General features: G+C 59.9%; 23 protein-coding genes and 2 tRNA genes. 14 read left to right on the top strand and 11 right to left on the bottom strand.

What is annotated here, in order from left to right; translation table 11 throughout:
* From RT688_RS20345 to RT688_RS20330, 4 genes are all read left to right on the top strand, one after another.
* The gene (locus tag RT688_RS20345) at positions 1-3,099 is read left to right on the top strand and encodes an efflux RND transporter permease subunit (RefSeq protein ID WP_313706658.1); all 3,099 of its coding nucleotides are present in this window, start codon (positions 1-3) and stop codon (positions 3,097-3,099) included.
* A 60-nt stretch (positions 3,100-3,159) separates the two neighbouring features.
* Entirely contained in the window at positions 3,160-3,534 is a 375-nt protein-coding gene (locus RT688_RS20340; RefSeq protein ID WP_313706657.1) for a hypothetical protein, read from the top strand.
* Positions 3,535-3,600: 66 nt separating this feature from the next.
* Complete coding sequence (locus tag RT688_RS20335) at positions 3,601-3,951, top strand: DUF3147 family protein (protein WP_313706656.1); 351 nt, start codon at positions 3,601-3,603, stop codon at positions 3,949-3,951.
* 894 nt (positions 3,952-4,845) lie between these two features.
* Positions 4,846-6,390, top strand: coding sequence for a hypothetical protein (locus RT688_RS20330; RefSeq protein WP_313706655.1), 1,545 nt, complete (start codon positions 4,846-4,848; stop codon positions 6,388-6,390).
* 159 nt (positions 6,391-6,549) lie between these two features.
* Here RT688_RS20330 and RT688_RS20325 read toward each other — a convergent pair whose 3' ends face one another.
* Positions 6,550-7,140, bottom strand: a complete 591-nt coding sequence (locus tag RT688_RS20325; RefSeq protein ID WP_313706654.1) for a hypothetical protein — start codon at positions 7,138-7,140, stop codon at positions 6,550-6,552.
* A gap of 251 nt (positions 7,141-7,391) precedes the next feature.
* Here RT688_RS20325 and RT688_RS20320 point away from each other — a divergent pair, with 251 nt between their 5' ends.
* Positions 7,392-7,847, top strand: a complete 456-nt coding sequence (locus RT688_RS20320) for a ribbon-helix-helix protein, CopG family (RefSeq protein ID WP_313706653.1) — start codon at positions 7,392-7,394, stop codon at positions 7,845-7,847.
* Between the two features lie 213 nt (positions 7,848-8,060).
* On the opposite strand, the gene RT688_RS20315 is transcribed toward RT688_RS20320, so the two are convergent.
* A complete protein-coding gene (locus RT688_RS20315; RefSeq protein WP_313706652.1) occupies positions 8,061-8,594 on the bottom strand; it encodes a hypothetical protein in 534 nt (177 codons plus the stop codon).
* A 235-nt stretch (positions 8,595-8,829) separates the two neighbouring features.
* Between RT688_RS20315 and RT688_RS20310 the strand changes: the two genes are divergently transcribed.
* The 3 genes from RT688_RS20310 (at position 8,830) to RT688_RS20300 (ending at position 10,570) form a co-directional block, all read left to right on the top strand.
* Entirely contained in the window at positions 8,830-9,306 is a 477-nt protein-coding gene (locus tag RT688_RS20310; RefSeq protein WP_313706651.1) for a 3'-5' exoribonuclease, read from the top strand.
* A gap of 80 nt (positions 9,307-9,386) precedes the next feature.
* Positions 9,387-10,070, top strand: a complete 684-nt coding sequence (locus RT688_RS20305; protein ID WP_313706650.1) for a hypothetical protein — start codon at positions 9,387-9,389, stop codon at positions 10,068-10,070.
* Between the two features lie 11 nt (positions 10,071-10,081).
* Positions 10,082-10,570 (top strand): hypothetical protein, encoded by a 489-nt coding sequence (locus tag RT688_RS20300; protein WP_313706649.1) that lies wholly within the window; start codon positions 10,082-10,084, stop codon positions 10,568-10,570.
* Between the two features lie 339 nt (positions 10,571-10,909).
* Here the strand turns inward: RT688_RS20300 and RT688_RS20295 are convergent.
* The 4 genes from RT688_RS20295 to RT688_RS20280 all read right to left on the bottom strand — a co-directional run bounded on the left by RT688_RS20295 (position 10,910) and on the right by RT688_RS20280 (position 14,171).
* Positions 10,910-10,985: transfer RNA gene (locus RT688_RS20295), tRNA-His, on the bottom strand.
* 75 nt (positions 10,986-11,060) lie between these two features.
* Positions 11,061-11,924 carry a glutamate racemase gene (gene murI, locus RT688_RS20290; RefSeq protein ID WP_313706648.1) on the bottom strand — a complete coding sequence of 288 codons (864 nt, stop codon included), beginning with the start codon at positions 11,922-11,924 and terminating at the stop codon, positions 11,061-11,063.
* Between the two features lie 71 nt (positions 11,925-11,995).
* A complete protein-coding gene (locus RT688_RS20285) occupies positions 11,996-13,531 on the bottom strand; it encodes a fumarate hydratase (protein ID WP_313706647.1) in 1,536 nt (511 codons plus the stop codon).
* A 34-nt stretch (positions 13,532-13,565) separates the two neighbouring features.
* Positions 13,566-14,171 carry a TIGR00645 family protein gene (locus RT688_RS20280; protein ID WP_313706646.1) on the bottom strand — a complete coding sequence of 202 codons (606 nt, stop codon included), beginning with the start codon at positions 14,169-14,171 and terminating at the stop codon, positions 13,566-13,568.
* A gap of 200 nt (positions 14,172-14,371) precedes the next feature.
* On the opposite strand from RT688_RS20280, the gene acs reads away from it, so the two are divergent.
* Positions 14,372-16,369 carry an acetate--CoA ligase gene (gene acs, locus RT688_RS20275; protein WP_313706645.1) on the top strand — a complete coding sequence of 666 codons (1,998 nt, stop codon included), beginning with the start codon at positions 14,372-14,374 and terminating at the stop codon, positions 16,367-16,369.
* 116 nt (positions 16,370-16,485) lie between these two features.
* Here acs and RT688_RS20270 read toward each other — a convergent pair whose 3' ends face one another.
* Entirely contained in the window at positions 16,486-16,776 is a 291-nt protein-coding gene (locus RT688_RS20270) for a KTSC domain-containing protein (RefSeq protein WP_313706644.1), read from the bottom strand.
* 153 nt (positions 16,777-16,929) lie between these two features.
* Between RT688_RS20270 and RT688_RS20265 the strand changes: the two genes are divergently transcribed.
* Positions 16,930-17,020 (top strand) — tRNA-Ser (locus tag RT688_RS20265).
* A gap of 375 nt (positions 17,021-17,395) precedes the next feature.
* Here the strand turns inward: RT688_RS20265 and RT688_RS20260 are convergent.
* Positions 17,396-18,181 (bottom strand): XRE family transcriptional regulator, encoded by a 786-nt coding sequence (locus tag RT688_RS20260; RefSeq protein ID WP_313706643.1) that lies wholly within the window; start codon positions 18,179-18,181, stop codon positions 17,396-17,398.
* 254 nt (positions 18,182-18,435) lie between these two features.
* Here RT688_RS20260 and RT688_RS20255 point away from each other — a divergent pair, with 254 nt between their 5' ends.
* Complete coding sequence (locus RT688_RS20255) at positions 18,436-18,669, top strand: holin (RefSeq protein WP_313706642.1); 234 nt, start codon at positions 18,436-18,438, stop codon at positions 18,667-18,669.
* An 85-nt stretch (positions 18,670-18,754) separates the two neighbouring features.
* Here RT688_RS20255 and RT688_RS20250 read toward each other — a convergent pair whose 3' ends face one another.
* The 3 genes from RT688_RS20250 to RT688_RS20240 form a co-directional block, all read right to left on the bottom strand.
* Positions 18,755-20,272: a PepSY domain-containing protein gene (locus RT688_RS20250; protein WP_313706641.1), complete on the bottom strand. Its 1,518-nt coding sequence runs from the start codon at positions 20,270-20,272 to the stop codon at positions 18,755-18,757.
* A gap of 13 nt (positions 20,273-20,285) precedes the next feature.
* Positions 20,286-22,433, bottom strand: a complete 2,148-nt coding sequence (locus RT688_RS20245) for a TonB-dependent receptor (RefSeq protein WP_313706640.1) — start codon at positions 22,431-22,433, stop codon at positions 20,286-20,288.
* A gap of 194 nt (positions 22,434-22,627) precedes the next feature.
* On the bottom strand, positions 22,628-23,008 hold the full coding sequence (locus RT688_RS20240; protein ID WP_313706639.1) for a DUF2946 domain-containing protein: 381 nt from the start codon (positions 23,006-23,008) through the stop codon (positions 22,628-22,630).
* Between the two features lie 236 nt (positions 23,009-23,244).
* Here RT688_RS20240 and pepA point away from each other — a divergent pair, with 236 nt between their 5' ends.
* The 3 genes from pepA to RT688_RS20225 form a co-directional block, all read left to right on the top strand.
* Positions 23,245-24,111 (top strand): flocculation-associated PEP-CTERM protein PepA, encoded by an 867-nt coding sequence (gene pepA, locus RT688_RS20235; protein ID WP_313706638.1) that lies wholly within the window; start codon positions 23,245-23,247, stop codon positions 24,109-24,111.
* A 129-nt stretch (positions 24,112-24,240) separates the two neighbouring features.
* Entirely contained in the window at positions 24,241-24,561 is a 321-nt protein-coding gene (locus RT688_RS20230) for a hypothetical protein (protein WP_313706637.1), read from the top strand.
* Between the two features lie 254 nt (positions 24,562-24,815).
* On the top strand, positions 24,816-25,646 hold an 831-nt coding region (locus tag RT688_RS20225; RefSeq protein ID WP_313706636.1), incomplete at its 3' end, for an alkaline phosphatase PhoX.

Below are 25,646 nucleotides of genomic sequence, written 5' to 3'. Positions count from 1 at the left end.
ATGTTTAATTCAATAGTTCGCTTCAGCCTGCGCAACCGCCTATTTGTCTTAGCGGCTGCGCTGATGCTGATGGTCTACGGCGCCATGACCGCATGGCGTACCCCGGTGGATGTCTTCCCCGACCTGAACAAGCCGGTTGTCACCGTGCTGACCGAAGCCGGCGGCATGGCCCCTGAAGAAGTTGAGCAACTGGTGTCATTCCCAATCGAGACTTCGCTCAACGGCATGCCGGGCGTAACCCGCGTGCGCTCGGTGTCGGGCGTCGGCCTGTCCATCGTGTATGCCGAGTTCGACTGGGGTACCGACATCTACCGCAACCGGCAGCTCGTCTCCGAGCGCATCACGCTGGTCAAGGAACAGCTGCCCGGCACGATCTCGCCGGTGATGGGACCGGTGTCCTCGATCATGGGCGAGATCATGCTGATCGCCCTGCCGATCGACGTCGCGAAAACCGATCCGATGAAGGCGCGCGAGTATGCCGATTTCGTCTTGCGGCCGCGCCTGTTATCCATCCCCGGCGTATCCCAGGTGATCCCAATCGGCGGCGAGGTGCGCCAGCTGCGCGTCGAGCCAGACACGGCGCGCCTGGCGCAATTCGGCCTCTCGCTGGAACAGGTAACGGGCGCACTGCGCGGGTTTGCCGCCAACACCAGCGGCGGCTTCGTCGACCTGAACAACCGCGAATACCTGATCCGCAACCTGGGCCGCACCAATCGCCTGGACGACGTCAAGGGCCTGGCCGTCGCCTACCGCAACGGTACGCCAGTCCTGCTGGAGCAGGTTGCCGGCGTCAGCTACGCGCCCGCCTTCAAGCGCGGCGACGCCGGCCTGAACGGCAAGCCGGCCGTCATCGTGAGCGTGCAAAAGCAGCCTGCCGGGGATACAGTGCGCCTGACTCGCGACATCGAGACCGCGCTGGCAGAACTGAAGCAGGGACTGCCGGCCGGCATCGCGCAGCCAGTAGTCTTGTTCCGTCAAGCCAATTTCATCGACTCTTCGATCGGCAACGTCGTCGAGGCATTGCGCGACGGCGCCATCCTGGTCGCGATCGTGCTGTTCGCCTTCCTGCTCAGCGTGCGCACGACGCTGATCTCGCTGATCGCCATTCCGCTGTCGCTGGCGGTGACGGCACTGGCCTTCCACCTGCTGGGCCAGTCGATCAACGTGATGACGCTAGGGGGCTTGGCCATTGCGATCGGCGAACTGGTCGACGATGCGGTCGTTGACGTCGAGAACATCGTGCGCAGGCTCAAACAACGCGGCGAAACCGGCCAGTCGGTGCTGGAAACCATCTGGCATGCCTCGGTCGAGGTGCGTTCGGGCATTGTCTACGCGACGGTGATCGTCGTGCTCGTGTTCGTGCCCCTGTTCGCCTTGCCCGGCATCGAGGGCCGTCTGTTCGCGCCGCTGGGCATTGCCTACATCGCCTCGATCCTGGCATCGATGCTAGTGTCCATGACCGTCACCCCGGCACTGGCCTACTACCTGCTGCCGAAGATGAAGCGACTGCACCGTGGCGACAGCCCGATCGTGCGCCGCATGAAGGCGTGGGATACGGCCGCGTTGAACTGGTCGTTCCCCCGGATCCGCATGATGCTGGCGGTGGCCATGATCGCGGTGCTCGCGGCGGCGGCCTCGGTCCCGTTCTTCCCGCGCGCCTTCCTGCCGTCTTTCAACGAAGGCTCGTTGGTGATGGGCATGACCTTTACGCCAGGTACCTCGCTGGCGGAAGCTAATCGCATGGGTTCTCTTGCGGAGACCCTCATCGCCCAAGTGCCGGAGGTGACCAAGGTCGGGCGCCGTACCGGGCGCGCTGAACTGGATGAGCACGCCGAGGGCGTGCACTCGGCAGAAATCGATGTCGACCTGAAACCGTCCGAGCGCTCGCGCGAAGAAATCATGGCGAGCATCCGCAACCAGCTATCCGTAATCCCCGCCTCGGTCGCGATCGGGCAGCCCATCTCACACCGCCTCGACCACCTGCTCTCCGGCGTGCGCGCCCAGATCGCCCTGAAGATCTACGGCGACGACATCGATACGCTGCGCGGCTTGGCCGACGGCCTGCAGGGCCGCCTGCGCGCCGTGCCGGGCCTGGTCGACCTGTCGGTCGAGCGGCAGGTGCTAATCCCGCAGATCAAGGTGCGGATCGATTACCGCAAGGCGGCGCAGTATGGCCTGGCGGCGGGCGACGTGCTGCAGGCGCTACAGGCCCTGGCCGAAGGCACGCGCGTTACGCAGGTTATCGACGGCCCGCGCCGTTTCGACTTGATCGTGCGCCTGGCCGACGTCGACCGTTCGCCGCAGGACTTGGCGCGGGTGATGCTCACCAGCCCTGCCGGACAGATCCCGCTCTCGAGTGTCGCCAACGTTGAAGAAGGGGACGGGCCGAACCAGATCGGCCGGGAGAACGGACGCCGCCGGATCGTCGTCTACGCGAATACCGACGGCTCCAACATGTCGCGCATTATCGACGACGTGCGCAAGGCGGTTGCAGCTAGCCAGCTTCCGGGCGGCTACTTCGTCAGCGTGGAAGGTCAATTCCAAGCACAGGAACAGGCGCAGCAGCTGATCGTGGGCCTGTCGCTGGCTTCCCTGGTGCTGATCTTCCTCGTACTCTATTCGCGTTATCGCTCGTCGACGCTGGCACTCGTCATCATGGGCAATATCCCGTTCGCCCTGGTGGGCAGCGTGGTCGCGATGTGGATCGCCGGTGTGTCCCTGTCGGTGGCGTCGATGGTCGGGTTCATCACGCTGGCCGGCATCGCAACCCGCAACGGCATCCTTAAGGTGAGCCATTACATCAACCTCTGCAAGTTCGAGGGCGAAACCTTCGGCTGGCCGATGATTGTGCGCGGTTCGATCGAACGCCTGACGCCGGTCCTGATGACGGCGCTCGTTGCGGCCTTCGCATTGACGCCTCTGCTTCTTGCAGCGGACGCTCCGGGTAAGGAAATTCTGCATCCGGTCGCGGTCGTGATCTTCGGCGGCCTGATCAGTTCCACCCTGCTCGATTCGCTGCTCACGCCGCTCATCTTTTGGAAGGTCGGCCGCAAGGCACTGGAGCGGCTACTGGCCGACGGAGGTAAGGAATCGTATTGACGGACATGGGCCTAGTGGCGGCGCCCATCCTGAGCTGCCACACCTAAATGGAGTTTGAAGATGAAAAAGTATTTTGCGGTAGTAGCCCTCGCTGCAGGCGTCCTTCTGTCGAGTAGCGCCTTCGCGCATGGCGCAAAGCCGAAGCACGGCGGGATCGTGCAGAGCGCAGGCGACCTGGCGTTCGAACTGGTGGCCAAGGACGGCGGCGCTACGATCTATGTTGACGATCACGGCAAGGATCTGCCGACCGTCGGCGCGACCGGTACTCTGACCGTACTAAAGGGCACGGCGAAGACAGAAGTACCACTTCAGTCTGGCGGGGGCAATACGCTGGTCGCTGTAGGGAGTGCAAAGCTGGAACCAGGAAGCAAAGCGGTTGCAGCCGTGATGTTTGCCGACAAGAAGTCGGTCAGCGTTCGCTTCTCCGTAAAGTAAGCCAGCTCCCGGTGGTCGCTGCGGTGGCCACCGGAAGACTTCAGCATAGCAAACCGGGGAACAACTATGAAATGGATCATCACCAAATACCTGATCACTGCGGCAGTTGTCGTGCTTGTTTCAGAAGCCGCAAAGCGTAGTGATCGGTTGGGCGGGTTCGTCGCGGCCTTACCAATGATCACACTGCTTACCTTGGTGTGGCTGCATATCGAGAATCAGCCAGAGGTCAAGCTCGCAAACCACGCGTGGTACACGTTCTGGTATGTGGTGCCGACTCTGCCAATGTTCCTGGCGTTCCCTTGGCTGCTGCAGCGTTTCGGATTTTGGTGGACTCTGGGTTCTTGCGGGCTAATTACGATGGCTTGCTTCGGGGTGTTTGCGCTTATCGTTAAACGGTTCGGAATTACTCTTCTCTAAGATGGTCTCGTGTAGGTAGACCAAAGGTTCCATCTGGGGCTCCCAGAAAGCTGGCATAGTCAAATGAGTAGGGGCCTCCGGAGGAACGTAGACTTTGGGACGATAGCGGGCATACACAGCAGCAGTCCAAACATTACGATAGCGACCGTGGTTGCAGACGGGCTGATCCCACTGCCAAGCACCTCTTTGCGAAGACGCTTCTGGTTGCCTGTAGCGTGTTATCTCCGGGCCACTGCCAATCACAAAGAGACTGAAGGCCGCGTATCAATGATCGCGGGGCCTTACTGCAGCCCCACAAGAGTTATATGAGCTATTGCGCGCGGTGCAATCCGGCTCAATTTGCGAATGAGTGAAGAGGCGGTGCGATAAACACACTGCGATATAAGGTCGAGGCACGTAAGTGCAACCAAAATGTTAAGCGAGGGTAATCGCAGTGTGGAAAACGCACCTTTGCGAACTACATTGCTGCCAGTGCTGGTGCAATGGGAGTGCGATAAGCAAACCGCGAACACAATTCCCTTCGGCCACGACGTCCACGTCAGTGTCTGTCTGAAAGACTCGTTCGGACGGGTGCTCCACACACAGTGGCGCTCCGCCGCTAAGCGTGAGAGCTATTTCACTAGCGGGGAAGTCGAGCCATTACATTAGCTCATGGCACTGTCCGGCTGAAAGCCTGTACTCCTCGATAGAGGAGCGCACGTCCCACGTAGTGGGCCGACACCTCTCGCAGAGAGGTAAGAGTCGGTTACTCATACCTCACAAAATCAAAATAAACGTCAGAAATAAGCTAACCGAGAATTTTTGCCTTTTTGATGTGCTATCGTTATTAATACAAAAGCAACTAAAGTTGCAAATAAGAACTAGCAAAGACTAGGAAATAACGGGAGACAAATCATGGCAAACAAAATTACGCAAAGAGAGGCTAAAGACTCGATAACCAACGGGTTTCAGTTCGCTAGATACGAACGCTTTTCTTTAGCACCTAGTTCAAAAAACAAACGCTTGGGACATCACCACACGGATTATGGCAAGACCCGCTCAGGTAGTGCCTGGTCTGTAGCCGACATCTTGCGTGAGGCAGCACGTGAACCAATCGACTGGAAAAAACATTTTCCGCACGTGCTAGAACCGCAGCCGCCAACTGTCGCCTATGGATGCGATCCTCTCGAAGTGGAGGCACTCGCTGCGCACTGGATAACGACCGTAAAACAATCAAACGGCAAGCGGATGCGGCCTGACACTCCAGCGATGGTTGCAGGCGTTATCAGCTGGCCTCCGCACCGACTAGTAGAGGAATTCAACGAATTTCTGGCCTACGGAGTCGAGAGGCTAAAAGAAATATACGGCGAACGACTGCGCAGCGTAGTAGCACACTACGACGAAATAACGGAAAGTCAGGGCGCGCTGCACTATCACTTCTATGTAGTTCCGCTTGATGGTGAAGATTTCGGAGTTGTCGATAAAGCATACGCAGCAGATAAAGGTGAGCGTAAAAGGGCTAACTCAACTGACGACGCGACGAAAAAGAAGGTCGACAAATACGGGAAAAAATATGCGACTGGCGCCCGTAAAGCCATGGGAGCGCAAGCCCTGGTCGACTGGCAAGACATGATCCACGACAAGATCTCCAAAAAGTTCGGACTGCTGAGGACTGGTCCACGTCGCGAGCGCTGGACACGAGACGAGACAATGCTGAGATTGCGCATGGCTGAGTCAGAACGTCAGAAAAAGATTGCTGAAGAGGCGTTGATGGGCGTGGCAGCAAAGCAGGCAAAGATCGATGAAGAGAACGAGAGAATTCGTTTGCAGCAGCTTGAGTTGGCGTACTTCGAGTCTCAACGTGAAATCGAAGAACGTGCATTAAAAGAGGATTTTTACACTCACCTGTTCGATGCAGCAGATGATAAGGCCCGCCGCGAAGCAGAATTTGATCGTCGCCAAGAGGCCATTGAGCGTGAAATGATCGAGAGCGAGCGGCTGAGATTTGAAGCAGAAGAGGAGAGCAAGCGAATAATCGAAAAGTCGAAGATCGTACTAACCGCAGCACAAGAACTAGCTGGGCGCGAGCAACGCATTTCTCGATTTATTGAAGGAACACCGTCTACGGTTATTGCAGAATTCAAGGAAATGGAACTAGAAAAAGAAAAATTGAAAGCGAAATTGGAGTCGGCTACCCATAAAGTTCAATCTTTAGAAAATGAGCTTATCGTGCACAGAAGTAAGATATTCGCATTAGAGACAGCTGTGGAAGCTATGCGAAATCTCGTTGGTGAGACTTATCACTGGATAAAGAAAAAGAACCTGGACGTTGCTAACGCGGTGGCAAAGCGATTCAATGCAATTATGTCAGCATTGAATGGAAGCGAAAATGAAGGGAGTGATGCTGAACCTGTCGAGGTAAAAAGTAAACGAGGCTTCGAATATAAGTTAAAGAGGTGAAAAAAGCGCACTTCGGCGCGCTTTTTCGCAGTCGTTCCTAGAGCAGCTAAGGAACACATTCAGGAATTAACTGAAGAGCGCTTGTACGCCTTAACTAAGACTGCTGACGAACTTGCGGAGCAGCTACGAGCTCTACAAGAATGGATGCGAGAGAGCAATCTATTTTGACATTACGGTTGTGTACGCGTCCTGCATAATTTCATAGGCGTCCATGATCTGACTCGGAGCAATATCACCAATGCCAGCAATTTTCATCCTTAGAAATTTGCTATTGTCATCATAGAGACGGGTCATGTAGAACTGGCTGCACTCACTCAAGTTGCCGTTCGACATCAGTGAAACATACCGATCCAGAGCCTCAGCAGTGTCTTTAAGCCGCTCTTCCCAGCCAGAACTAAATATCTGACGTGTCAACGGGGCTGCTATGTCACTGGAGAACGTAAGCCAGAATACGTCGTCGTAGGCGCGCTTGATGAAGCATGAGACGCCAGAGATACGAAGCACTGAATACTCGCGAGCGCAACGCTCCCGTTGGGCGAATGTGATGCCCAGCGACTCTCGTGTCTCATCATCTGGGACTAGCTCATAGTTCTTTTCGAGAGGATAGTTCTCCAAAAAGTACCTGTTTACCCATAGTGCTAGGTAGTGAGGATCTTGGAAGATATCTAACTCGGTCAGCGGTGGTTCGGAAGGCGGGAGCCCTACCATGGCGGCGCTCCGTTTTGGTTTAAGGAAGTCGAACAAGCCCACGTGCACCTCGTCAAATTATTGGTGCAGCCATCATACAGTCTTCCAAAGCGTAAGAAAAGTTGTAACTTCTATCGCGAAAATCACAAGAAAATAAATTCGGATATTATGGCTGTTATTGGAATGGTTGTATTTTTGCGAAAATCACGCGGATAAATTAGGATTCATCTATGTTAGGCCGTTTCCATGAAAGTGAGATCAGAAAATGTCGGTACAATTATTTGTGTAGACATTTAACTTTCGGGAGGAAAACCATGACTAGCAAAGACGTCTATATACAGATTTCAGTAAAAATCCATACGGCTCAATACTATTTCTCGATCATGGATCGAGGAGCTAGTGCGGAAGGGTACCTTCTCCTTGCATGCTCGATCGACGAACACATGAAGGAGAAAATTCCGCGAACAGTTTTTCATCACCTCGACCTAGACCACGTAATGCAGGTAAGAGATGCGGTAATAGAAGCCGAGAAAAACAGCGAGTTTTATATTGTCCGAGCTGGCAAAGAAGTGTTTCAGGATATGAGCCTTAAAATATCGCCATCAAAGAAGCCGAAAAAGGAAAAGAGTTTCTCCATAAGCTTCAATCGTGAGCTGAAGGCGAAGTTTGCCGAGAAGTGTAAGCGCAGCGGTAGGTCGCAGTCAGAAGCCATGCGGATATTGATGGAATACTATCTCGCCCATGGTATTCCTGCCTTGGCAGAGGCCTGAAATGAGATCGAAGCCTAAAGCAGATAACGGCGATGGAGACTTTCGGGCTCGTTACAGCGTGAGCAGCGCTGATGATTAAAAAAAGCCGCCAGCGACAATAGTGCCGGCGATTAACGCAACTGTGGCAAGACGCTCAACGTTCTTGTAGAAGCGGATTCGTCTTCTGCTGAGCAATCATAAGCTGTAGTGCGGAAGTGGGCATGATAAGTTTTTCTATTTAATTAATTTCAGTTGAATACGTTTGTACGAAGTAGGGATGGCTACGTTGTGCATGCCGTTGTCTCGCATGAAGATTCCATGCTTCGTTTTCGCCTCTAAATTCCCTCGTAGAAATTCTTCCACCGTGACGGTATGTATATCGCCAGATGGGCCATCATCGTCGTTGTATTTTTTAAAAGGTGGAGGATTCAGCGATTCATATCGTGCAGACATATTCTGGAGCGTCTGTAGTACCTCATTAACGTCGGCATCGTTGCTTATATAGATCGCGGACTCTGGGGACTCATCAAAAGGCACAAGGGGTTTCGATTGCCTGTCAGGCTTGAACTGATCAACAACTAAATTTTTGTCGTATGAGTCGACGGAAAGTGTTAGCATGATTCCGTCAAATCGTGCTGCTTTTGAGAGCCGCTGCATCATATCAATGTCCAGCTCTTCTAGTGAAGAAATAGGAATATCTTCAAGATGATATATCGATTGCAGAGTGTAGTAAAAGAAAGCTAAGTCATGAAAGTCGTCAAGATCCATAATTCACTCCTAAGTTTTAGTATATTTCGTCAGCATTCAAGCTGTTTAAACTTATAATAGATCGAAATTTGTGGAGCTTTTCCGGAAGAGGACGCAATTAAAGATATTTTTGAATTTTGATGCGCGACTCCTTTTGCTCGGAGATACCAAGCCCGTAGCACGGGTTACATTCTGGCGGAGAGTGGTAGTGAACTACCGATAACTCTGGTGTCGCTGACGATCAAGGGGCATTGTTATGTCGCAACAAACGCTGTTTATGGACACCGAGTTCACTAATTTTAAAAATCCAAAGTTGATTAGTATTGCGCTTGTCGCATTAGGTGGGGATGAGTTCTATGCAGAAGTCGAATATCCGCTGGAGGAGTGTAGCGACTTTGTACGTGCGACCGTGCTCCCCTTGCTGAATCAAGGTAAGAAGCCTTTGTTTCTGGAGGAGGTGCGAGCTGAGCTAGGGAGCTGGATCGAGATAATCAGGCAAGACAGGCCAGTTTTGATTTGTTATGACTCTGAATACGATCGCAAGATGCTTGATCAGATTTTCGATGGCGATATGCCGGATGGAGTTGTACTGCGTAACCTCGGTCCTTCATACGTAAATAAACTGAAGCAGTATGAATTCCACGTACGGCACAAGCAGGCAGAGCATCATGCACTGCATGACGCACGAGCATTGAAATACGCTTTTCGCGGATGGGTGCGAAAAGTTCGATAAGCTTTATTTTCTCAAGAATTCACTTTTTGCGGGCGCGCCGCAGCGGTAGCATAGTTACATTGCAAGCTTGCGGAGGCATAATGGCACGTGAAGAGTTTCTTGATGAGCTTTCTGACGATTTCCCGTGTCAGCGGATCTACTCGTACGATGAGAGCTTTCGCTATGAAACAGAGCGTCGGGCGATCATGGATGCTGTACTTGATGGCACTTTCGAGAAGTATGAATGTGCGGTCAAAGAAAGTGAATTCAGCTATAAGATCACTGCTGACGCTGTCTTTTCTTTAGAAGTGAAGTACAAAGAAGACAGTTGGAAGAAGGACTTTAAATACGTGGCAGAGGCGTTCGATATCGGAGAGGCAGCATATCGTTTTTTCATTGTAGTGCCACGTGTCCTGGATGAAGGTGAAGTGCTTCTAGCAGCAGAGCGTGGTCTAGCAGTCGATCAAGAGTCGCGCGGGAAACACGATCACTGCGAACAGATTCAAGAGCTGGAAGAGATCAAGGTCATCACGCCGCCACACTACCGCACCAAAGGACGGTTCCTTGTCTCGACTGTCTTCCTCTGCAAGGACGGGAGGTATGCGGTTAGCGTGATCCATCTACAACCTGGCGCGAGGCGGTTCGCTCTCTTAGATGCGGTGTATACAGATGTCGGTTTTGCAGAACTGATCGCCGTAGGCTACGTGACTCACTTCGATCTAGAGACATGTCCTGGGCCGTTCGACGAGGTCTACCAAGAGGTCTATAGGCGCGTCACACACTGAAGAGGGGTTTCATGGGCTCTATTGCCTTCCATCCGAACATAGAAGTACAGCGGCTGATCAAGGTCGGTTTGCTGACTGCAGGCATGAACTACCGCATCGAAGCTGACGGGACAACGCTCCTGGCATTCTGCAACCGGCTTGAAGGCCGCACTCTCTTCGCCTCGATCTCATGCGACTCTCTTCGCTCGCCTGCAGAAGTGTATGGGATGATCATCAGGGAGAAAGCGGACGGAGAAGAGGAAGAGATTGTGTCTGTGTATCGCCACGGATCCCTAGAACATCTTGTACGCACAGGGAAGGGGTTGCTCTGCCTGTACGACATAGACCCAAAACCGATTGAGAAGGCTGCGAAGGCAGTTGTGACAGTACGTGTGGACGAAACACTGCGGCAAGACTTTAACGCAGCCGTGGACGCTACAGGAGAGTCACAAGCGGTGGTGCTGCGTCAGCTTATCCGTTACTTTATCGGGAAAGGTCCCGATCCTCGGATGCCCAGATAATCGATTATAGGCAATTATAGTCTTCTATAGTCCCTATAATAATTCGGCTGGGAAAGGTTTGCTTGTTTCAATGCATACTCTTCAGCGGTCGGGCGCTTCGCCGCCAGCTAACGTTATTCTAGCGTGGCAGAGTCGATGCCATCTTCAGTAGACCAGGAAAGACTGAAAGATGTTCTCAATAGCATCAAAAGTGCACCTGGTGCAACAGGAGAAGCAATAAAAAAGCCACCTAATGGTGGCTTTCGATTTTAAGCCCGTTGGAAAATCCGAGCCTTCGTTGGAAAATTCACAATCCGAAAATTTCGGATACTCGTAATCCACTGAATCTAAAGGAATTCTTGGGGTGGCTGATGGGACTCGAACCCACGACAACAGGAATCACAATCCTGGACTCTACCAACTGAGCTACAGCCACCACTGTCTTACGTTTTGTCTTCAGTGCAGCGAAGACAGAACAAGATTATACAAACTCCGGAGCAAACTGGCAAATCTAATTGTTCGGTCCGATCAACATTGTTCCGCCAGGCCCGGATTCGACCTCGTGCACGGGCGGATCGAGGCCGAGCAGGCTGGCGAACGCCGCCGACAGGGCGGTGGCGCTGGCGCTGGTGTAGCCGTCGAGACGGGCGACGTCCGCCGTCCGTGCCAGGCCGGCGTTGGCCAGCAGGCGCGCGAGCTGGCGCGCCACGGCCTCGCCGGTATCGACCAGCGTGACATGGCGATCCGTGGCGCGCGCGATGATCTTCTCGATCGATGCCTGCACCAGCGGGTAATGGGTGCAGCCCAGCACCAGGGTGTCGGCGCCGCCATCGAGCAGCGGCAGGACGTAGCGCGACAGCAGGGCGTCGGTGGCGTCGGAGTCCAGTTCGCCGAACTCGATCTGGTCCGCCAGGCCGTGGCAGGGTTGCAGGAGGAAGCGGGCGCCGGTGGCTGCGCTGATCTGGTCGCGCAGTTGCAGGAACTTGGCGCCGGACAGGGTGCGCTCGGTGGCGAGCACGCCGACGATGCCGCTGCGGGTGCTGGCCGCGGCGGGCTTCAGGCCGGGTTCGACGCCGACGATGGGCATGCCGGGAAAATGTTCGCGCAGGCGCGCGATGGCCGCCACGGTGGCGGTGTTGCAGGCGACGACGAGCGCCTTCGCGCCTTGCTCGACGAGGAAGTTGCCGATGGCGAGCACGCGCTCGACCACGAGGTGCTCGGGCTTGTCGCCGTAGGGGGCGAAGCCGGAGTCGGCGAAATACAGCAGGTGTTCGTGCGGCAGCTGCGCGCGGATGTGGCGCAGGACCGACAGGCCGCCAACGCCCGAGTCGAAGATGCCGATCGGGGCGCTGGGGGAGGGGGTGGAGATCGTCATTGTCAGTAAGAGGGCGACGCGTCCATACGACTTTCAGCTGGACGCGTGGGCGGCGAAGCCGCCCACCCTACTTAGGCGACGGTGACGGGAATGTTCTTCAGCGATTCGATCTTCGCTGCCCATTCCTTCGGACCGGTCTGGTGCACCGAGGTGCCGGTCGAATCGACGGCCACGGTGACAGGCATGTCCTGCACCTCGAACTCGTAGATCGCTTCCATGCCCAGGTCTTCGAAGCCCAGCACCTTGGCCGACTTGATCGCCTTCGACACCAGGTAGGCCGAGCCGCCGACCGCCATCAGGTAGGCCGACTTGTGCTTCTGGATCGATTCGATCGCCACCGGGCCGCGCTCGGCCTTGCCGATCATCGCGATCAGGCCGGTCTGCTCCAGCATCATGTCGGTGAACTTGTCCATGCGGGTCGCGGTGGTCGGGCCGGCCGGGCCGACGACTTCCTCGCGCACCGGATCGACCGGGCCGACGTAGTAGATCACGCGGTTCGTGAAGTCCACCGGCAGCTTCTCGCCCTTGGCCAGCATGTCCTGGATGCGCTTGTGGGCGGCATCGCGGCCGGTCAGCATCTTGCCGTTCAGGAGCAGGGTCTGGCCCGGCTGCCAGGACGCGACTTCTTCCTTGGTGAGGGTGTTCAGGTCGACGCGCTTCGATTTCTGGGTGTCCGGGGTCCAGTGCACTTCCGGCCAGGTCGACAGCGCCGGCGGTTCGATGTACGACGGGCCCGAGCCGTCCAGTACGAAGTGGGCGTGGCGGGTGGCGGCGCAGTTCGGGATCATCGCCACCGGCTTCGATGCCGCGTGGGTCGGGTACATGTTGATCTTCACGTCCAGCACGGTGGTCAGGCCGCCCAGGCCCTGGGCGCCGATGCCCAGCGCGTTGATCTTGTCGCACAGTTCGATACGCAGTTCTTCCAGCTTGTTCTGCGGGCCGCGCTGCTTCAGCTCGTACATGTCGATGTCTTCCATCAGCGACTCTTTCGCCATCAGCATCGCCTTCTCGGCCGAACCGCCGATACCGATGCCCAGCATGCCCGGCGGGCACCAGCCGGCGCCCATCAGCGGCACGGTCTTCAGGACCCAGTCGACCAGCGAGTCGGACGGGTTCAGCATCACGAACTTGGTCTTGTTCTCCGAGCCGCCGCCTTTGGCAGCCACCTTCACGTCGACGGTGTCGCCCGGCACCAGTTCCATGTGCACGACGGCCGGGGTGTTGTCCTTGGTGTTCTTGCGTTCGAAGTGCGGGTCGGCGACGATCGAGGCGCGCAGCTTGTTGTCCGGGAAGTTGTACGCGCGGCGCACGCCTTCGTTGACGGCGTCGGTGATCGAGCCGCTGCCAAAGCCTTCGAAGCGCACGTTCATGCCGACTTTCAGGAACACGTTGACGATGCCGGTGTCCTGGCAGATCGGACGCTTGCCTTCGGCGCACATGCGCGAGTTGGTCAGGATCTGCGCGATCGCATCCTTGGCCGCCGGGCTCTGCTCGGCCTCGTAGGCGCGCGCCAGGTGCTGGATGTAGTCAGCCGGGTGGTAATAGCTGATGTACTGGAGCGCAGCGGCGACCGATTCGATCAGGTCTTCCTGTTTGATGACTGTCATGACTATTCTCGTGTGATGTTAGGGACTGGTGACGTTAGTGCTGTTTGGGCTGGTGGTGCGTTGCGGTGGTGATGCGGTCGGTCCAGGAAATCGCCAGGGCCGAGAGCAGGAAAGCAATGTGGATGACCGTCTGGGCGATCAAGACCCTGTCCGAGTAGTTCGCCGCGTTGATGAAGGTCTTCAGCAGGTGGATGGACGAAATGCCGATGATGGCCATCGCCAGCTTGGTCTTCAGCACCGAGGCGTTCACGTGCGACAGCCATTCCGGCTGGTCCGGGTGGCCTTCCAGATTCATGCGCGAGACAAAGGTCTCGTAGCCGCCGACGATCACCATGATCAGGAGGTTCGAGATCATGACCACGTCGATCAGGCCGAGCACGACCAGCATGATGGTGGTTTCGGTCAGCTTCTTCGGACCGCTCGTCATGCCGACGGCCTCGAGGATATGCTGCAGCGAATCGGCATTGCCGAAGGCGGCGCCGATCAGGTCTTTCAGCTCGACCCAGAAATGGAACACGTAGACGCACTGCGCCAGGATCAGGCCCAGGTAGAGCGGCAGCTGCAGCCAGCGGCTGGCAAAGATCAGGTTGTTAAGAGGGGAGAGCTTGCGTTGTTCAAGTGTGGGCGGGTTTTGCGACATCGAGTGCGGCTCCAGGGTTCCGGCAAAATTCAGCCCATCATTTTACACCTCCTTTGTCGCGTTGCAGCAGGCCGCCTCGGTTTGCGCCAGGGTTGGTAAAATCGCACTCATAAGGGAAGGTGTGGCACCCTCGGCGCATGTAAGGGTCGGGTAAGCGTGACAGCCTAAGGTAACTGGCAAAACTACTAATGGAGACTAGCATGGCCGAGAACGAGACCAATCAGGAAAACCATGGCTTGCAGGAACACCGCGTGTTTCCGCCGCCGGCCGGGTTCGCAGCCACTGCCGCCATTTCCGGCATGGATGCCTACAACAAGCTGTGCGCCGAGGCCGAAGCCGACTACGAAGGCTTCTGGGCGCGCCTGGCGCGCGAGAACCTCGACTGGCACAAGCCATTCACCAGCACGCTGGACGAGTCGAACGCGCCTTTCTACAAATGGTTCGGCGACGGCCAGTTGAACGCCTCGTACAACTGCCTCGACCGTAACCTGCAGAACGGCAACGCCGACAAGACCGCCATCATCTTCGAGGCCGACGACGGCGCGGTCACCCGCGCCACCTACCGCGAACTGCACGAGCGCGTCTGCAAGTTCGCCAACGGCCTCAAATCCCGCGGCATCAAGAAGGGCGACCGCGTCATCATCTACATGTCGATGTCGATCGAAGGCGTGGCCGCGATGCAGGCCTGCGCCCGCATCGGCGCCACCCACTCGGTGGTGTTCGGCGGCTTCTCGGCGAAGTCGCTGCAGGAACGCATCATCGACGCCGGCGCCGTCGCCATCATCACGGCCGACGAGCAGCAGCGCGGCGGCAAGGCGCTGCCGCTGAAAGCCATCGTCGACGAGGCGCTGGCCCTGGGCGGCTGCGAGTCGGTGAAGGACGTCATCGTCTACAAGCGCACCGGCGGCAACATCGCCTGGAAGGAAGGCCGCGACATGTGGCTGTCCGAACTGGTCGACGGCCAGGGTGCCGAGTGCGAGCCGGAATGGGTCGACGCCGAGCACCCGCTGTTCATCCTCTACACCTCGGGCTCGACCGGCACGCCGAAGGGCGTCCAGCACTCGACCGGCGGTTACCTGCTGTGGGCCGCGCTGACGATGAAGTGGACCTTCGACATCAAGCCCGACGACGTGTTCTGGTGCACCGCCGACATCGGCTGGGTCACCGGCCACACCTACATCACCTACGGCCCGCTGGCCGTCGGCGGCACGCAGATCGTGTTCGAAGGCGTGCCGACCTACCCGAACGCCGGCCGCTTCTGGGAAACCATCGCCAAGCACAAGGTCACGATCTTCTACACCGCCCCGACCGCGATCCGCTCGCTGATCAAGGCCTCGGACGTGGACGAGAAGGTGCATCCGAAGAACTACGACCTGTCGAGCCTGCGCCTGCTGGGCTCGGTGGGCGAGCCGATCAATCCGGAAGCCTGGATGTGGTACTACAAGAACGTCGGCCAGGAGCGCTGCCCGATCGTCGACACCTTCTGGCAGACCGAGACCGGCGGCCACATGATCACCCCGCTGCCGGGCGCAACCCCGATGGTGCCGGGTTCGTGCACGCTGCCGCTGCCGGGCATCATGGCCGCGATCGTCGACGAAGCCGGCGCCGACGTGGCGAACGGGCAGGGCGGCATCCTGGTGGTCAAGCGCCCATGGCCGTCGATGATCCGTACCATCTGGAACAACCCGGAGCGCTTCAAGACGAGCTACTTCCCTGAAGAGCTGGGCGGCAAGTACTACCTGGCCGGCGACGGCGCCATCCGCAACAAGGACACCGCCTACTTCACCATCACCGGCCGCATCGACGACGTGCTGAACGTCTCGGGCCACCGCATGGGCACGATGGAAATCGAGTCGGCCTTGGTCGCCAACCCACACGTGGCCGAAGCGGCCGTCGTCGGCAAGCCCGACGACACCACGGGTGAGGCGATCTGCGCCTTCGTGGTGCTGAAGGGCGTGCGCCCGACCGGCGAGGACGCGAAGAAACTGGCGACCGAACTGCGCAACTGGGTCGGCAAGGAGATCGGCCCGATCGCCAAGCCGAAGGAAATCCGCTTCGGCGACAACCTGCCGAAAACCCGCTCCGGCAAGATCATGCGCCGCCTGCTGCGCGTGCTGGCCAAGGGCGAGACCATCACCCAGGACGTGTCGACGCTGGAGAATCCGGCGATCCTGGAGCAGTTGAGGGAAAAGGCCTGATGGCGTGGCGCCCGGCCGGTCCGGCGGGCGCGTGAACAGCTAATGCGTTGGCGCCGCCCCGTTTCGATGGGGCGGCGTTGTTTTGTACGCAGGCTTGTTTGCTTGGTGCCGCTTGCTTACGCGCCGTCCGGCTCGCCGCCGAAGGCTTTCATCAGCGCGTCGCGGTCGATGGTCTTCTTTCCCGCATCGACGCCGGCGCGGCCGCGGCGGCCGGCGAACTCTTCTTCGATGTTGTCGCGATAATAGCTCCAGGGCGAGCCCGAGGTGGAGAGCTTGCGCCAGACTTCGGCGCCGACGCCGCTGTAGTCGATCGCCGTGCCGTCGTCGAACTCCACGCGCAGCAGGCGTTCGCGCGCGTCGTAGCCGATGGCGCGCAGCTTGCCGGCGTTGATTTTCTTCATGTCCATCGTGGGCTCCTGTGGGTGGTCGGTGTCGCCGCAGATGATCGCACGATATCGGGAACGAGGGCGATGGCGTACTGATTGTCAGGATGCTCTTGTACAGCCGAGAAACCTTGTTATAATGGGCGGCTTCGCGGCATCGTACGCGAAAAACCATCAGGAGAGATGGATGAGTGGTTTAAGTCGCACGCCTGGAAAGCGTGTATAGGTTAATAGCCTATCGGGGGTTCGAATCCCCCTCTCTCCGCCAGGAATACAAAAAAGGCCAACCCATCGGGTTGGCCTTTTTTTGTTTCATGGCGGAGAGAAGCAGAGCCCCTGCGGGCTCTGCGCGCGGGATTCGAAGCCTTGCGCGTATTCGCGCAAGGGCGGCCCGCGGCACGTGGGCGAATCCTTTCTATCAAAGCAGGATTCGCGATGGAGCACCTTCGGGTTGGCCTCATTTTTTCCCTCATGGCGAAGCAGTCGTAGGGTGGGCACGACGTGCCCACGCGTTACGTGCGCGTCCTTCCTTCGTTGGCTGCAACTTCTCGCCCGCTAACGTCAATCCCAACGGGTTTTCCGTCCATCGCGTATGTTGCGGCGATCAATGCCGAGGACAAGGCGGCCAACAAAGACCGTCTTGTTACATCCTCCCGGTCAGCAAGCGCCCGGGCTGGTACACCACGCGGCCGATGACGCTGAAGTCGCCGCTGCGAGCATTGACCGGCCCGAAATCCGGGTTGACCGAGTGCAGATACCATTCGCCGTTACGCTTGATCATTTGCTTGACGCAGCAGTCGCCCTCGAAGTTCAAGGCGTACAGCTCGCGATGGACGAGCTCCTTGTCGGTGGGATCGATCACGATCACGTCGTCCTCGAACATCAGCGGCTCCATGCTCTGGCCCCGCACCTGGATCGCAATCAGGACATCAGGGTTGAGTTTGCTCCGTGCGATGTCGGACTTCGGCACTTTCAGGGCGCCTCCGTCCTCCACCATGGGCACGGTTTCGAACCGCGATACGCCTGCGCGCAGCTTCAACGTGACGAGCTTGATGTCGACCGTGTCGGGGTCGTCTCCGGCGACGACGCGCCTTGCGCCCGACAAGGGGCCATGCCTTCCGTCTGCTGCGTTTGCATCGGCCAGGAGCGCGGAAACGTATTCGCTCAATTGCGCCTGCAGGCGCGGGCTGAAGTCGGCAACAGGGCAGCCAAGGACCGATGCGAAGCGCGTGGCCGCATCGACGTTCAGCGGAATGCGCCCGTTCAGGTACTGGCTCAGGGCGCTTTGATTGAAGCCCAGCATTTCGCTGGCCGCTTCCTGGGAGGCCGGCCGGCCGGCTTCCTTCTGACGCTTCTGCCATTCAGCGAAACGCAGCTTCAGGCGAGCGGCATCGTCGAGTTGCTCTTGGGTAAGGGGAAGGGCAGGCATACTCGCAGGGGGTAAGAAAAACTACATTGTACAATTAGTCGGACTGTTGACCAAGCTCATTAGTCAGACTAATATAATCCTTACGAGACGAAAAAACTACATGTTCCGTAGCAGGCCAGCTCACGTCCATGGTGACGCGCCCGCGGAGCCGCGCTACCCCGCTTCACCTCGCGCAGGCGATGCGAGCGCAGCAGCGTCATCTTCGTGAAGGCGCGTCCTGGCGAGACATTTTGCCCAGATCGAAAGGCAGCAACATGACTAAAATAACTGTACCGGAGTTGACTAGCTACGCCGGCGCCATCAGCGCCATCGGCGCCTCGCTGACCTTGACCGAGATCGGCGTGATCGTCGGTATCGTGACGGCCATCCTAACGTTCTGCCTGAACGCCATCTACATGCACCGCAAGGACGCACGCGAGCAGCGGCAGGCCGAGCTCGCCGTGCGCGAAAGCGAAGCGCGCCTGGCTGCGCTCGGGGTGAAGCGATGAGCCCGATCCGCCTACGCCGGCGTGCCGGGCTCGGAAGGGTAGGAGGCCAACGCGGCCGTACGGCCAGGAAGCAGGCGTCTGTCGTCTATGTTTGCCGCGCGCCTTTGCCCGACCATTTGCCCATCCTGCGCAGGCCGAGTACCGTTGCGGTCACACTCAGCAATATCCCGCCCAGTCCAAGCGCCAGCAGCACCCCTTCGCGCACCCGGTCCGGGGCGAGCATGGCCGGCAAGTCCCAGCTATGGAGCAGGTTGAAGAGCCACCTGCCGGCGCGCTCCGAGCGATCCAGGCTGGATTCCACCTGTCCCGTGTAGCCATCCAGGTGCACCCAAGTCGCGTCCGGATCGCCGAAGGTGACCCGCAGTACCGGCAGCCGCCGCTCATCCGCCCCGTACATCGACTGCACCTGGCGCTTGTAGTAATAGGCGTCGTAGGCGCCCAGCACTTCGACTTTCGTCATCGGCGCCGGCATCAGGCACCGCGCCGCCTCGACCAGGCGATGCTCGGGCCAGCGCTCCAGCACAGTCAAAACGCCGGCTGCGGCCAGCACCAGCCTCGTGTCTCCCCGACTATCGCGCGCCAGGATATACGGTTCTCCAGCCAGCACCCGCCACTCCAGCTCGCCCGTCCGGAAGCCTTGCGCCGACAACATTCCCAGCACCTGCGGAACGTCCACAGGCAGGCGCACGGAAGCGACGCTGCCGCCTTCGTACGCCCCTGCATCCGGCCGCGCCCCCTTGGCATCGAAGACGCCAAGCGGATTCATCGACATGAGGCCGCTGAAGATCCAGGTCAGCAGCACCGTGCCGAACACCAGCCCGAGGATGTGATGCCAGCGCAGGTAAGTTTCCCGGAAAGGCGACTTCGACCCGCTCTTGTACGTGCCCGCAAAGCGCCAGCGCCAGATGCCGTTCAGCGCGCCGGTGAAGGCCGCGACCACGCCGATCCCAGACAACACGATCACCGTCCAGCTCCATACCGGATCGGTCGGCCGATCGCGGAACATGTAGAGCCAGTGCAGCCAGGCGCCGACGAAGTTCCACAAGCGCTCGGCACGCGGCGCGTCGAGCACCACCTGGCCGGTCGCCGAGGAGACGTACAGCCGCGTCGCCGCCGCGTCCCGCATGTCGACCACGTGCAGCTGCCGGTGCGGATTGAGCGAGCGCGAATGCGTCCAGCGGTCTTCAATGACGAGACCGGCGTATTCGCCGCCGACGCCATGCATGAAGGAACGCGCCGCCGCCAGCGCCTGCGCCGGGCCGACGACAAGGCGGACGCCGGTCACGGCATCGACTGCAAGCCGGCCCCCGTCGCCTTCAGAGAGCACATAGTGCGGCCGCCCGCCAATCGAAGTCAGCACGATACTCGTGACCTCACCTGGCGCCCGGCTCTGCGCCAGCGCCGCCTCGAGCCCGATGCAGCAGCCAGAAGAAGGGAGAACAGGCAAGCCACCCAGCCTCTCCCACGGCGTCAGCTTGGGATAGCCGACAAACAGCATCACCATGCCGCTGACGAACCACAGCGCCATCAGCACGCACATCAAGACGCCCGTCCAGCGGTGGACCAGGAAGGTCATGCGCTTGGCTTTCGATGCGAAGCTCATCTTCAAACTCCGGTCAGAAGCGGTGATCCAGCACCAGCTCGACCCGGCGGTCCGGACCAATCAGCCACTGCGTCGGCGTGTAATACGCCGTGGTGAAGTAGCGCTTGTCGAAGACGTTGAAGCCGCGCAGCGTGAGGTTCGTTTGCGCCGACGCCTTCCAGCGCAGCGAGGCATCGACCGTGCTGTAAGAGGGCATGCGCAGCGTGTTGGCGTTGTCGGCGAAGCGCGCGCCCACGTGGCGCAGGCCGGCGCCGGCGCTCCAGTCGGGCTGGAAGTCCCAGCGCAGCCAGAGGTTGGCGGTGCGCTGCGGCACGTCCGGCGGGCGATTGCCGGCGCGCGACACGGGCGCGCCGGCGACAAGCTCGGCAAAATCGTCGAAGCGCGCACGCAGGATCGAGGCGTTGACGTCCAGCGACCAGTGGCGCGCGAGGGGCATGCTGAGCGTGCCCTCGATGCCAGTGGACGAGCGCGCGCCGACCTGGATGCTTTGCGCCGGGTTCGCCGGGTCGCGCGTCAGCAGATTGTCTTTGGTGATGTCGTACACGGCCAGCGTCCAGTCGCCCTGGCGGTTCCAGAATGCGCGCTTCAGGCCGAGTTCCAGCTGGCGCCCGGTGGCGTTCTCGAAGCGGCTGTTCGCCGGTGACAGGAAGAGCAATGAACCGACCGGGTCGGCTGCCTTTGCCAGCTGGCCGTAAACGGTGAAGTCGGGCGTCAGCGCGTAGACGGTGCCGAGGCGCCAGCCGACGTCGGCGAAGGTCTTGTCGAAAGCGAGGTTCCCCGCAACCAGGTTCTGGCGCTCGAGGTCCGCATGGTCGTAGCGCAGCCCGCCCAGGAGCGACCATTGCGTCGTCAGCGCGAGGCGGTCTTCAAGGAAAAGCGCGTACTGCTTCGCCTCGGTCCGGTAGCGGGGAACCGTCGGCACCGGGCTGGTGAAGAGCCCCGGTTCCGGATCGAAGGGATCGACGGCGCCCGAGGAGCCGACATAGGTGTTGTTCGTGTGCGTGAACGAGGCCTTGTTCATGTCGAAGCCGGCCGACACCAGGTTGTCCATGCCGAGCAGCCGGCCCCGGAAGGTGGCGCTGGTCGTGTTCCCGGTCTGGGTCTGGTCGTGCAGGATCTCGGTGTTGTCCGAGCGGTCGACCAGGCCGCTCGCCGGGTTGTAGACGTAGGCCTCCGCGTTGCGCCAGTGGCGCCGGCTGTCGATGCGGTACAGGCGGCTGCGTACCGTCGTGGCCTCGTTCGGACGCCAGTTCGCCATCGCATCCAGCCAGGTGTCCTTGTAGTCGATGCGGCTGTCGGCGACGTTGTAGTTCTTGCCGCCGAGGGCTTCCAGCTGGCGGCCCTCGACCAGCGGCGTGCCGAAATAGCGCATCGGCTTTTGCCGGCCGTGGGCAAGGTTCAGGCGCAGGTCCAGCTCGGGCGAGACGTCGAAGCGCAGCGCGCCGGAGACCGCGCGGTTGCTGGTGTCGCCCATGTCGACCCAGCCATCGGAACGCTCGCCGCTGGCATCGATGCGGTAGGACCAGCGTTCGTCCAGGGCGCCGCCGCTGCCGAAGGCCAGCCGGCGCGTGCCTTCGCTGCCGAGCGCCGCCTGCACCTCGTTGTGCACGGCGCCGCGGGTCGGCTGCTTCGGGATCACGTTGACGACGCCGCCGATCGCGCCTTCGCCGTAGATCACCGCGGCCGGGCCGCGCAGCACTTCGATGCGCTCGACAGCCCAGGTGCTGAAGGGGAAGGTGATGCCGGCGCCGCCGTACTGGCGCATGCCGTCATACAGGCGCATGACCGAGACCGTGTCGGTGAAGCCGCGCGCGGCCAGCGAGGAGCCGCCGTTGCCGGGGTGGGGCATGCCGCTGATGCCGGGCGCGCGCGTGATTGCTTCGACCAGGCTGGCGTCGCCCCTTTCCTCGAGTTGCCCGCGGGTGATGACGTCGACGCTGGCCGGCGTCTGCAGGCGCGACAGGCCCAGGTTGGAGCCGGTGGCGGTGTCGTCCCTAAGCTTGCCGTTCTCCAGTGCTCCCGTGACGAGCACGGTCGGGATCGGCGTATCGTCGGCAAAGACGGGCGTCGTGATGATGCCGGCGGCCAGCAGGCAGGCAAGATGAATGGGTGTGCGGGCAGGGCGCGTCGGCGCCGCTGCAATGGGAGCATGCGGGTTCATGGTGGTTTTCCGATCGTGTGACAGCCTGGGGCGTGTCCAATACCGCTCGCTGACCAGCGCGAGTTCGGCGACACAGCAGCGTCGACGCATACGACGAACCTTTGGCGGGAAGTGCCGCGTCGGGTGTGCGGATGCGTCACGCCTGCGCTGTCATGCGAATGACAACGCGGCAGCTACTGCAAATTGACAAAGCGTCAGGTCGATGCGGGCGGGCCGCGCGGCTGCGCGAAGGACCACGCGAACAGCGGGCGCGGGGCGCGATGGAAAAGAGGAGGGTAGAAGTCATGGCCGCCGAGGACGGCGAGGGCAAACGCCGCCGGCGGCGGCAGGGCGAAGGAGCCGGCATGCGGCGCGCAGTAGGCGCAGTGCATGAGCCCCTTGAGGAAGCGGTCGGAAGAGGGGGATTCCGATGCGCCCCCCATCGGCACCATTTCGATGCCCATCGCGGTACAGATTTCGACCTGGGGCGCGGCTGGCGACGCCAGGCTCAGCGCGTGCGAGACGACCGGGGCGAGCGCGTTGAACAGGATGGCCAGGCCGGCGATCCAGGCATAGGCGACCCATCTTTTCGTCATCCCGACCATGTGCGCATTATAGGCCAGGCCTCGCCCTTGTCCCGGCTGATGCGCAGGACATTACTGTTGAGTTTCTGAATGCTGCAACGCGTCGGAAAATCTTACATGTATTTACGCGCATGCATTCCGCTTGAAGCAAGTGCTTGATTTTATTCATGCTCCGGTCTCTGGCACATCCCTTGCTCTCATGAAGGACAGGTTGTTGATCAACAACCATACTCAACGGAAAACCGACAATGAAACTCTTCAAGAAACTCATCTGCGCCACGGCTGTCGCACTGTCCACGGCTGGCGCCGCGCATGCGGGTCCGGTCCTGAACAACTGGGTGTTCAACCCAAGCGGCGGCGGCTTTGCCGGCGGCCAGGTCATCAACGAATACCTGGACGTCAACGGCAATGCCTTCATCCAATTGACGTCGACCGGCAACGGCGGCTTCTCCTTCAAGGAAACGGCTGTCTTCAACATCACCCAGGCCGACAGCAACGGCAAGCTGTTCCCGCAGACCTATGCCGGCGGAAATATCACCGCCACCTTCGAGGCAATGGGCACCGGCACCTTCGGCGGCGCCTTCAGCTTCACCGGCGGCACGATCAAGATGTACCAGAACCCGACCAATGGCCAGTACGGCAGCACCTCCGGCTACTTTGGCGCTAACCTCGGTAACCAGATCGCCACCTTCAACGTGCTCGTGGGCGGCGGCGGCCTCGTCGATGCCAACGGCAGCCCGGTGAACAACGGCCAGGTCAGTGTCTTCGCCAGCGCCGAGCCGGGCATGCTCGACAGCGGCTACTTCTTCCGTGCCAACGGCAAGGACCTGTCGGAAGAATCGGTCCTCTCGTTCGCCTTCACCAACGCGAACACGGTCGGCCGTCCGTCCAGCCGCCTGGTGAGCGAAGTCGCCTGCCAGTTCGCCGGCTTCAGCGGCGCCGGCTGCAACGGCACCACCTACCGCAACCGTCCGGGCCAGTACTTCTTCATCGGCGGCAACGGCCAGTTCAAGCTGGCCGAAAACGCCGAAGTGCCGGAACCGAGTTCGCTGGCGCTGTTCGGCATCGCCATGCTGGGCGCCGGCATCGCCGTGCGCCGCCGTACCAAAGCCTGATCGGTCCCCGACCATCGAAAAGCGGGCACTGCCCGCTTTTTTTACGTCCCTGTCGCGACATGTTGAACACGGCCTGTAATGCTGGCAAACTGGTCATCCCGAGCACCATCACCTATCCGGAGGATGACGATGAGCACATTGACTAACGGCCATGGCGGTAACGCACCTGGCTTCGGCAAGAAAAACGTGCTGCGCGTCCTCGCCGGCACCGGCGCGATCCTGCTTCTGCCGTTGGTGGCCATGCAGTTCACCAGGGAAGTCGACTGGACCGCGCTCGATTTCGTCGTGGCCGCGGTCCTTCTGCTCGGCGTCGGCTTCGCCCTCGAACTAGCCGTGGGCAAGCTGGCCAGCATGCGGCAGCGCCTGCTCTGGGTGGCGGCGATCGTGCTGGCTTTCGTTTATCTCTGGGCCGAGCTGGCCGTCGGCATCTTCTTCCATTTCGGCAGCTGAGCCTGGCCGGGTCCTTTGCTGCGCTGCGCGACCGATCGCCGAGCGCAAGCGCCTGCGCGCCGCACACGGGGAAGCAATTTCCTCGGCTTGTCATTTTGCTGTCATCGGCACGACATTTTTGTTTGTTTTAATGCATCGGTCTGCGCGGCGCAAGCGCAGGCCGGGCCCGCGTGACGCCGCCATCGAGGCCGTCGCCAGCCCTCCAGTCCATCGCCGGACCAGTCCGGCCGATCCCACTTTGGAGAATGCTCAGCATGACAAACAAGGACCTCTCGCCGTCGCGGCGCAACCTGCTCAAAGGCATGGCCAGTGCGTCGGCACTGCCCTTCGTCGGCGCCTTTGCCGCAATGCAGACGCAACAGGCACTGGCCGCCAACGGCGCCACGACCCTCATCCCCAGCCCCTACGGCCCGATTGCCCCGGCCAGGGACATGACGACCGGCCTGCCGCTGCTGCAACTGCCGCCGGGTTTCACCTATAAAAGCTTCGGCTGGCGCGGCGACCTGATGATCGATGGCAAAGCTTGCCCGGGCGGCCACGACGGCATGGGCGTGGTCGTCGCGCGCAAGGTCGGCCGCAGCAGCGAACTGGTGCTGGTGCGGAATCACGAGATCGGCTCTACCGCACCAGGCAACTTCCTGAACGCGCCCGGCGTCTACGACAGCGGAGCCAGCAGCGCCGGGTCCAGCAACCGTTTCGGTGGCGGCACCACCAACCTGGTCTTCCGCGACGGGAACTGGGTCAGCATGACGCCGAGCCTGGGCGGCACCCAGACCAACTGCGCCGGCGGCATCACGCCCTGGGGCACCTGGCTCAGCTGCGAGGAAGTCGGTTCGGACGCCATCAGCCCGGCCGGCAAGAAGCACGGCTACGTGTTCGAGGTGCACGCCGATCCGAAGCTGACCACCGGCCTGCCGATCGTCGGCATGGGCCGCTTCGCGCACGAGGCCGCCGCCGTCGATCCGGTGACCGGCATGGTCTACCAGACCGAGGATTCCTCGGGCAAGTCCGGCTTCTACCGCTACGTGCCGGACGTGCGCAGCGGCGCGCCGGGATCGCTGGCCATGGGCGGCGTGCTGCAGATG

The sequence above is a fragment of the Massilia sp. genome, from assembly GCF_032106685.1.
Taxonomy (GTDB): Bacteria; Pseudomonadota; Gammaproteobacteria; order Burkholderiales; family Burkholderiaceae_D; genus Telluria.
Note: the sequence above shows the minus strand (reverse complement) of the source record. Positions and strands in the feature narration are given on the sequence as shown.